Raw genomic sequence first — 7,720 nt, 5'->3', positions numbered from 1 at the left:
TGGCTGCACTGTAGCAGCCACATAAAATAGGTCATTTCTCGATAACATCGTTTTTTCTTTCATCCCTAAAATATAAATTTAAAAAATATCCAAATTATTTTTTAAATTCGTATTCGTGCCTATTTTTCTTTTTTTGTTCTATCTCATTCGTATTAATTAAATCCCCGTAACGTGGGGAAAACCGACCCATTTACGTAGCTGGCACACGTTCGCTAAGATGTAGTTCCAACCCAACACCCCAGCTAAAAAGGAGAGCCTAATGAAAGGCTACACAGACGAACGAACTGATAAAGATTCTGAAAAATTCCATGAACAGAAACGTCAAATCCCACAACCACCACCGAGCAAAAATAAGGATTAAAAATGTCTAGGCATGACACCCAATTTAAAATTCATTACTCCAACCGTATAGAACAAATGAATGCCTGCTTCTATTCGCGATTAGATTCAGCAATATCTATCCTGCAAATATTCTTTGGCTCAGCCATTGTTGCTAGTACTCAGTTCAATTATGAAATTGGGTTGTCAGTTGCTTTAATCGCCGCGATTACACATACGCTTAAACCTGCAATAAAAGCCGTTCATTCAGAGTACCAACACAAACAATACGTCGACCTTCTAACCGATGAACCGACATGTGATGACGAACTACTTGCTAAGTACAAAACGATTCAAAGTAAAGATACTGCTGTACTTCAAGTATTCGATTCAGCCGCTCACGTAAGAGCTGGCATCGAATTAGGCTGCGATGTTTCAGATATCACACTAACTCGGCTTGAACTCGTTATGTCTTGGTTTGCCGGTGAAAACCTCTCTCGCACAAATAACCACTAATCTCGCGCCCCTTTTGGGGCGTGGCTTTTCAAACCAGCTTACCAATCGCTTCGCTTGCCCAGACTATTGCAAACTCTGGCGTTATCTTGCTTTCCATTTCTGCAGGAAATGTTGCTGTTACACCCCACCCCCACAAGTTTGGTGGGGTAAGCTTTAGTTCAATAACAAAGTCATTCACTTGCCTGTTGTAATGCCGAGGCTTTAAGGTCACGGTTCCATAAGCAGTAGCGTAAGAAGACGTTAAAATGGACATACACTTCTCTCTTCCAATTCAAAGGTTACTACCTCTGCTTTTTTACCCTTTGCCTTAATCTTTTTCATGATTTGATTGAATTCAGCAGAGCGCCCAAAAAACAATCTTCCGCCACCTAACGTCCACGCAGTAAGTACGCGCTCGCCTTTACCGAACTGATAAAAATAGCGGTTACCAATACGAATGGCATGAGCCACTGTTTTATTCGTACTCATAGCTCGGTAAACTCCTGCGTATCAACAATCATGAAGCCACCTCTATCCCCACCTTTTACAACCACACCATTCATAACGTGGGTGCAGTCTAGCTGTTCACATGCATGTTCTATCGCAATATCGGCAGAGGGATATTCACCAAGCTGAATGTTCATTACCTCTTGGGTTTCTTCATTACGCACCACACCGCCACCACTGTTTAAGTACACCGCTAGGTAGTTCATACCGACACCTCATTGAGTGAGTTGTTTTGATGCACCTCGTTGGTTTCTAACCACCACGTTTCAATGGCAGAAGGCACAGTGATTTGACGATTATGAGCAGCCATGAAGAACAAGCCACGAATGGCGCCTAACGCTTGAGTTTCTAATTCGCTGCCGCCTTCTGTGTTGTTAAACACACACATCCAAAAGGCAAACCAGCCGGAATAGATTTCATCGAGATCGAGTAACAACGGATCATGCGCAATATGAAAGGACTGGGCTTTGTTATTATCTAACGCAAACCACTCGCCCGTTACGTCTTCAATATATTGGAAGATGTTCACGAACGTATCTTGTGAAGAAGGGACAAGGCCAACACTGTCTAATGCATCATTGAGTTCGCTGGCCGTCACCATGATAAGGTTAGTGCTCATTCTGCCCCCTCAATTTCACTCAGAAATTCATTCGCTTCTTTGATGAACAAGCGCCCACCCTCAACTGTTCTTTCAGCGTCGGTAGTAACACAGCCATCATTGCGGATAGATTCGTAGCAGCACTCAATGCAATCGCATGTTTCTTCTAGACGATCACGTAGGTATATAATTAGTTGGATTGTTGAAGTGTTCATAATTCTACCTCCAACTTGTCTTTGGCTTCAGCAATCAGCTCTAACAATTTGTCTTCAAGTTCTAATAGCTGTGTAAGTGGTGTGGCATCATTTTCATATCGATTGCGAGTTAACGATATATCGACTCGATGGATGTAATCTTGGTTTGCTTCATAATCCGTTTCTGCGTCTAGAACTCTGACTGTTAACGAATCAACATGAACTTGGTAATCCACGAATATATGAATCACGTCTTTATTCATCATCGCTAGCTGCATGATTTGCATCACCACATCTTGGCAATCACGCTCTTGCCTAAGCTTTTCAGCAAAGGCTTCACAATTTTTCGCGAGGGCTTCTGCTTTTAGTGCTAAATCACTTTTTACGATTCCTTGTTCCATGATGTTCTCCTAACCAAATGATTACCCTTTGCGGGCTATTATCGAAACTCTGTAAACGAATGGTGCGCGAGTGGCTTTAGTGCATCTGCCAATGTATTAATGGCGCGATGCAGGGCTTTACGTTCGAAAGTGCTTAGTTCGTGCAACTTCATTTCTATATGGCGTTGCTTTAAGCCAGCGGAAAAACACAAAGAGCGTTTAACCGGTTCTTCTAGATTGTCGTAGCTAATACCCAACTGGCTTTTGCAATTGAATAACGCATGGCAGCGTGAAATAGATTCAGCGGCTGGCCTTGCGAAAGTGTGTTCAATTTTTTGTGCGGTATTTCCCATGATGGCTCTCCTTAAGAAAGTCCCGGCAATGGCATAGAACCGAGGGCATCGACGGCGCAAGAAAGCACCGGCACAGCTTGAAACTTTCCCTCGACTTCATTCATTAGCATCACAAGTTCACGAACCGCAGATTGGGCACGCTTCACGACTTGTTCTTTGGTACGGCTATTCACACGATTGGTGGCATTTATTTGCAGCGTGCAGGCACTTAACTCACCAGTGGCTGATGAAATCTCTAACATGCGATCGGATAAAGAGGTTGGTACTGGTTTCTGTTCGGCTTCTGGTAATGGCACCGCGGTTAAGTTGAGTTCTCTTAACATGCCATCAATTAAGCCGGTGTCCATTTTGCCTGTTGCTGGGTTGTAGGTTGCTTTGGTGAGTAACAGCAGTTCTTCAACAAACAGCTTGTGTGTTTTGCTGGCATCTAGCTTGTTGCACAGCATTTGGCTGTTTAGCCCAAACGTTGCGGCCAGTGATTTAATGACATGGTCTTTACTGAAGGTGGTGCATGCATTCGAGAATGCGGTGTGTTTTGGACATTCATTTGCAAACATAGTGAGCTCCCATTCCCATTGCTATATTCAAATGACTTTCTTAGAAGATGTGTGAATCAGCTTCTTTCATTAGGGCGACCATGTTGATGAGTGGCTTCTCTTTTGGTTTGCCCGGTGTTTTGCGGCGAATGGGAAGTTTGCCGTCGTGGAGCATCTTGTTTACCTGACCAAGGGTTATGCCTGTGATCTCAGAGAACTTTTGTACTGTGACAAAAGGCGAAAGTGGTGCTGTAAAGACTATTGAAGTTGATTCCATGGTGGTATCCTTGCTAGTTATTGATTTATTCAATTGTGTTCGATGTAGTGCCATACAAGCCCGAACACATTTACCGATGCATGAATGGTAGATCTACATATGAGTCCTAGTCAAGAAAAAATTCAATCTCCTTCGTATGAAGGAGGTAAAACTGTGACCTCAAGACTGGTCAAAGCTCTACATTTGTCAGAATACAAAGAACTCACAGACGTACTTGGCGTTGGCAAAGGTACTATTTCCACTTGGCATCAACGCGAACAGACACCATTTGAAATCGCTATACGTGTACATTTGACTACTGGCGTTTCTCTAAAATGGTTGTTGTTAGGTGAAGGTGAAATGTACGAAGGCGGCAAACCAGCGGCTGAAGCAGGCAAAGTTGAACTGCCCTACTTCGAACTGAAAAATGGCGATTTGGTCGATAAAGGCAAGATGTTCTTTGACCCACAGTTTTTGGAAGGCATGCCAGAAGCAGAGCATTTAATGCTAGTTGAGCATGAAGACCAGAAACGGTTTGTGGATACGAGCAACACGAAAGTTATTAGTGGGGAGTATTTAATATCTTATTCTAATCTAAAAGCTGTTCATAAACTTAATAAACTACCTAATGGTAAAGTTTTTATGAGACTTGAAGATAAAGATATAGAAGTAGAAGAAAAAGACTTTAAAATAATTGGTAAAACAACAGATTCATAATAAAAGTGAAATAAATGATAATTAAATCTGTACTGCTTGATAGAAAACGATTTTATTTAACTAGTGATGATATAAATCATAATGATAACATTTATACAGTAATCATCGGAGTTAATGGCACCGGAAAAAGCAGATTACTACAAAGGATAACTCATAACTTTAAGTCATCATCAGAGCAAAACATTAATTTCAAAATCCCTCAAAATTATGCTAACCATATTGAATTTGAGCATGGAAAGAAAGACTATGTGATTTATTCTAGAGCAGGAATAAACAAATCTTATATTGGTGATAAAGAGAAAAATTATTCTACTTTCAAACCAAACACAAAGGTTATTGCTGTAACTACAAGTCCATTCGATAAGTTTCCTGTTGAATATAAAGGCAATGCAATATACAAGCATCATGATGATGATTTATATCACTATATAGGATTAAGGGTATCAGAAAACTCATACAATAAATCAAATTTCATGCATTTACTTGCTCGTTCATTTATTAAAAATGGAATCGGCGAGAAACAAAAAACAGTTTTAAGGTTATTAGGTTATGAAAGCAAAAGTTTCGTTACTTTTAAGTATAAAATCCCACTAAATTATTTGTTTTCACACGGAGGTTTAATTGACCACTCAATATCTCAATTCAAAAAAATCCTACAACGATATCACCCAAGCTTATTTACCAACATTCATAAAAACAATAAAGACGAAATAGTCGATGTGATTTATAAGTCATTACATAACACTTTCTACGACTTCTACAGAGGTATTGTAATTGATAGTGATTTTAGTAAAAACAAAGATTTATTAACATTACTAGATTTAGGGATTATTCAAGTTAAGGATATCCTATTAAATAAAGAGGGTGGATCACTTTCTATATCACAAGCTAGTTCAGGTCAACAGTGTATCTTGCTAACAATACTAAATATTTCTGGAGTCATAAGAAACAATAGTATAATTTGTATCGATGAACCTGAAATTAGTTTGCACCCTCAATGGCAAAAAAGGTTTATGAACTTATTAATGAAATGCTTTGATAACTATAAAAAATGTCATTTTATCATTTCAACGCATTCTCCATTAATTATATCTGAGCTCAAAAGCAATAACTGCTACATATTAAATATGGACTCAGGAAAAGCTATTAAATCAGATTATTATATTGATAAATCTGCTGACTATCAGTTGGTTGAATTATTCGACGAACCTGGTGTAAACAATGAATATCTAAATCGAATTGTTGTATCTTTACTTAGTAAATTAAGTAAACAAGGCAAGTTGAACATAGAAGATAAAAAGCAAGCTAAAATGCTATTTAAAACATCTGAAAAGCTTGAAGATCATGATACTGTAAAAGACCTAATTTTAATCTTATCAGAAGCATTAGAGAAGGTTAAAAAGTAATGATCCAGCCAGTACAATTTGATGAGGAACAATTAGCTAAAATAAAAGAAAAGATAAGTGATAAAGCTTTTTCTGGAGAAAGCTGGTCTGATGATGATATTGAAAATATCAAAAAAACAATTAAGACACATTATTTAGATATTCAGAAGACAACTTGTCCATATTGTCGACAAAAAATAAAATCACGCCATGGCAGGTACTGGGATATAGAGCATGTTATTCCACGATCAACTGTCGCAAATTTCATGTTTGAACCATTAAACTTATGCATGTCCTGTGTTGATTGTAATGGGGCAAAGTCAAACAAAAAAGTGACAAACAGTACAGCAAAAATAAGATATCCAAAGAAAAGTTCAGATTATTTAATTATTCACCCCCACTTTGATGACTATGATGAAAACATAATTATTATAAAAGAAGGTTTTTATTATGTTGCAAAGAAGAAAAAAGGGGCTAAAACGATAGAAGTTTGTTCATTAAACCGTTTTTATGAATTTGCCGAGTTTGGGGCGGATGCGGATGATGACGACCGAATATTTCTTTTATCAGACCAGTTAAGAAATACTGATAACCCAGATATAAAAAAGGTAATACGTCGTGAAATTGCAGCATTAGCTATCAAGGGAGCAGCTTAGTATTAAAAAATAAGCCGCGAAAGCGGCTTATTTATACATGAAGTCTTCACAGTACGTTTTGATATAAGCATGAATCACTAGCTTTCCAGCAGGTTCTTGATGATGACCCAATTGCTTCAACGTTTCTAACACCTTACTCGTTATATCTTGATTCGCGATGGCGTCACCAACCCTACACGGTACTTCTTGGTTTATGGCCCTCTGCCCTTCCATGCCATCGACAACGCCAAGAATGTAGAGCATCGCGTATTGAAAGCCCTTATCCCCTTGCTCACTTATGGCAATGAGCTTATCTGTTTTCATGCCTGTCCAAGCAACTTCTTGGGCAAGTGTGTTGGCCGAGAGAACGATAGAAAGCAAAAAAATCATCATCTTCATAATTACGCCACCAAAATCGCTCGACCGTCTATACACACCTGAAACAAACCACATTCAGAAACCAACCATTCATCACTTCTATCAAATTTTTCAGAAATCCATTTGAGCATATGTACCTCTCTTTATTTAATTTCATGAAAGCAGCTATATGCCAAAAATAATAATGATTTCATTCAAGTTGCGTGATAATGCACAGTATCTGGAAATGTCATTTTTGTTGATTACACCAAAAGAGGTGGAATGTAGACTTTGCATTGCACAGCCATAAGATCAAACAGCGGCTAGTTACAAAAGGATATGTATCTTGCGTGACATTGCATATTGAAGCTTATGTATCACAAGGTTAAAATTCATAAAAACAAGACAAAGGTGAATTTTTATGCTTAAAAAAATGCTTTTACCGACATTATTGTGCATGTCTATTGGATCTTCTTTTGCTTCTGATTGGGAAACGCACACAGCTTCATGGGCAGAAGATAACCCACTCAGTACACTTACATTTAAGATTAAAGGTGAAGATCTAAGCACAACCACAGCTATTGGTGCAGAGATTACACACTCAAACCAAGGTACTCAGCGTCTTTATTTAAACTTTGTGAAAATGAATGAAGCAGATTCTTGTGACCCAGACAATACCCCAAATAAAGTCACTGTTCGAGTAAATAGCCAACCAATTAGTATGTATCAAACATGCCACTTAGAAAAAGGAATGTCTTTACTTCAAACTACAGCGCTATCTGATAAGGGGATTGAATTTATAATTAATGCTTTCCGCAATTCCTCTGATACCGTACGCATCGAATATGGGGCATTCGAGGCTAATCTTCCGGCTATTGGTTTTACTAAAGCTTGGAATAGTGCTGGCGGTGATGCGCTTTAACACTTACTTTAATATGGAAGCCTATTGTTTAATCAGGCTTCTATTAATATCTGAACTATGTAAATAG

At 38.5% G+C, this 7,720-nt stretch carries 15 protein-coding genes; 5 read left to right on the top strand and 10 right to left on the bottom strand.

Features of this window, described 5'->3' with window-relative positions:
* Window positions 1-363: 363 nt before the first annotated feature.
* Window positions 364-834 (top strand): hypothetical protein, encoded by a 471-nt coding sequence (locus L4D09_RS28130; RefSeq protein WP_428460849.1) that lies wholly within the window; start codon window positions 364-366, stop codon window positions 832-834.
* A gap of 28 nt (window positions 835-862) precedes the next feature.
* Here L4D09_RS28130 and L4D09_RS28125 read toward each other — a convergent pair whose 3' ends face one another.
* Genes L4D09_RS28125 through L4D09_RS28085 form a run of 9 tightly spaced genes read right to left on the bottom strand, consistent with a single transcriptional unit; the run spans window position 863 to window position 3,658 of the window.
* A complete protein-coding gene (locus tag L4D09_RS28125; protein WP_428460848.1) occupies window positions 863-1,087 on the bottom strand; it encodes a hypothetical protein in 225 nt (74 codons plus the stop codon).
* Window positions 1,075-1,302 carry a hypothetical protein gene (locus L4D09_RS28120; protein WP_428460847.1) on the bottom strand — a complete coding sequence of 76 codons (228 nt, stop codon included), beginning with the start codon at window positions 1,300-1,302 and terminating at the stop codon, window positions 1,075-1,077. The genes L4D09_RS28125 and L4D09_RS28120 overlap by 13 nt, the downstream gene beginning before the upstream one ends.
* Entirely contained in the window at window positions 1,299-1,526 is a 228-nt protein-coding gene (locus tag L4D09_RS28115; protein WP_428460846.1) for a hypothetical protein, read from the bottom strand. The genes L4D09_RS28120 and L4D09_RS28115 overlap by 4 nt, the downstream gene beginning before the upstream one ends.
* Window positions 1,523-1,939: a hypothetical protein gene (locus L4D09_RS28110; RefSeq protein ID WP_428460845.1), complete on the bottom strand. Its 417-nt coding sequence runs from the start codon at window positions 1,937-1,939 to the stop codon at window positions 1,523-1,525. Before L4D09_RS28110 ends, L4D09_RS28115 begins: the two co-directional genes overlap by 4 nt.
* Window positions 1,936-2,133, bottom strand: a complete 198-nt coding sequence (locus L4D09_RS28105) for a hypothetical protein (protein WP_428460844.1) — start codon at window positions 2,131-2,133, stop codon at window positions 1,936-1,938. Before L4D09_RS28105 ends, L4D09_RS28110 begins: the two co-directional genes overlap by 4 nt.
* A complete protein-coding gene (locus L4D09_RS28100) occupies window positions 2,130-2,513 on the bottom strand; it encodes a hypothetical protein (protein WP_428460843.1) in 384 nt (127 codons plus the stop codon). The genes L4D09_RS28105 and L4D09_RS28100 overlap by 4 nt, the downstream gene beginning before the upstream one ends.
* A gap of 38 nt (window positions 2,514-2,551) precedes the next feature.
* Complete coding sequence (locus tag L4D09_RS28095; RefSeq protein ID WP_428460842.1) at window positions 2,552-2,845, bottom strand: hypothetical protein; 294 nt, start codon at window positions 2,843-2,845, stop codon at window positions 2,552-2,554.
* A gap of 11 nt (window positions 2,846-2,856) precedes the next feature.
* Window positions 2,857-3,402, bottom strand: coding sequence for a phage regulatory CII family protein (locus L4D09_RS28090; protein ID WP_428460841.1), 546 nt, complete (start codon window positions 3,400-3,402; stop codon window positions 2,857-2,859).
* A 40-nt stretch (window positions 3,403-3,442) separates the two neighbouring features.
* Window positions 3,443-3,658, bottom strand: coding sequence for a hypothetical protein (locus L4D09_RS28085; protein WP_428460840.1), 216 nt, complete (start codon window positions 3,656-3,658; stop codon window positions 3,443-3,445).
* Between the two features lie 99 nt (window positions 3,659-3,757).
* Between L4D09_RS28085 and L4D09_RS28080 the strand changes: the two genes are divergently transcribed.
* Genes L4D09_RS28080 through L4D09_RS28070 form a run of 3 tightly spaced genes read left to right on the top strand, consistent with a single transcriptional unit; the run spans window position 3,758 to window position 6,395 of the window.
* Window positions 3,758-4,354, top strand: a complete 597-nt coding sequence (locus L4D09_RS28080; RefSeq protein ID WP_428460839.1) for a phage repressor protein CI — start codon at window positions 3,758-3,760, stop codon at window positions 4,352-4,354.
* A gap of 14 nt (window positions 4,355-4,368) precedes the next feature.
* Window positions 4,369-5,760: an AAA family ATPase gene (locus L4D09_RS28075; RefSeq protein WP_428460838.1), complete on the top strand. Its 1,392-nt coding sequence runs from the start codon at window positions 4,369-4,371 to the stop codon at window positions 5,758-5,760.
* On the top strand, window positions 5,760-6,395 hold the full coding sequence (locus L4D09_RS28070; protein ID WP_428460837.1) for an HNH endonuclease: 636 nt from the start codon (window positions 5,760-5,762) through the stop codon (window positions 6,393-6,395). Before L4D09_RS28075 ends, L4D09_RS28070 begins: the two co-directional genes overlap by 1 nt.
* Window positions 6,396-6,422: 27 nt before the next feature.
* Here the strand turns inward: L4D09_RS28070 and L4D09_RS28065 are convergent, their stop codons facing one another.
* Window positions 6,423-6,773 (bottom strand): Rap1a family protein, encoded by a 351-nt coding sequence (locus L4D09_RS28065; RefSeq protein ID WP_428460836.1) that lies wholly within the window; start codon window positions 6,771-6,773, stop codon window positions 6,423-6,425.
* A gap of 379 nt (window positions 6,774-7,152) precedes the next feature.
* On the opposite strand from L4D09_RS28065, the gene L4D09_RS28060 reads away from it, so the two are divergent.
* Window positions 7,153-7,653 (top strand): hypothetical protein, encoded by a 501-nt coding sequence (locus L4D09_RS28060; protein WP_428460835.1) that lies wholly within the window; start codon window positions 7,153-7,155, stop codon window positions 7,651-7,653.
* Window positions 7,654-7,720 lie beyond the last annotated feature (67 nt).

This window comes from Photobacterium makurazakiensis, assembly GCF_050336715.1.
Classification (GTDB): domain Bacteria; phylum Pseudomonadota; class Gammaproteobacteria; order Enterobacterales; family Vibrionaceae; genus Photobacterium; species Photobacterium makurazakiensis.
This window is presented reverse-complemented; position numbering and strand designations above follow the sequence as displayed.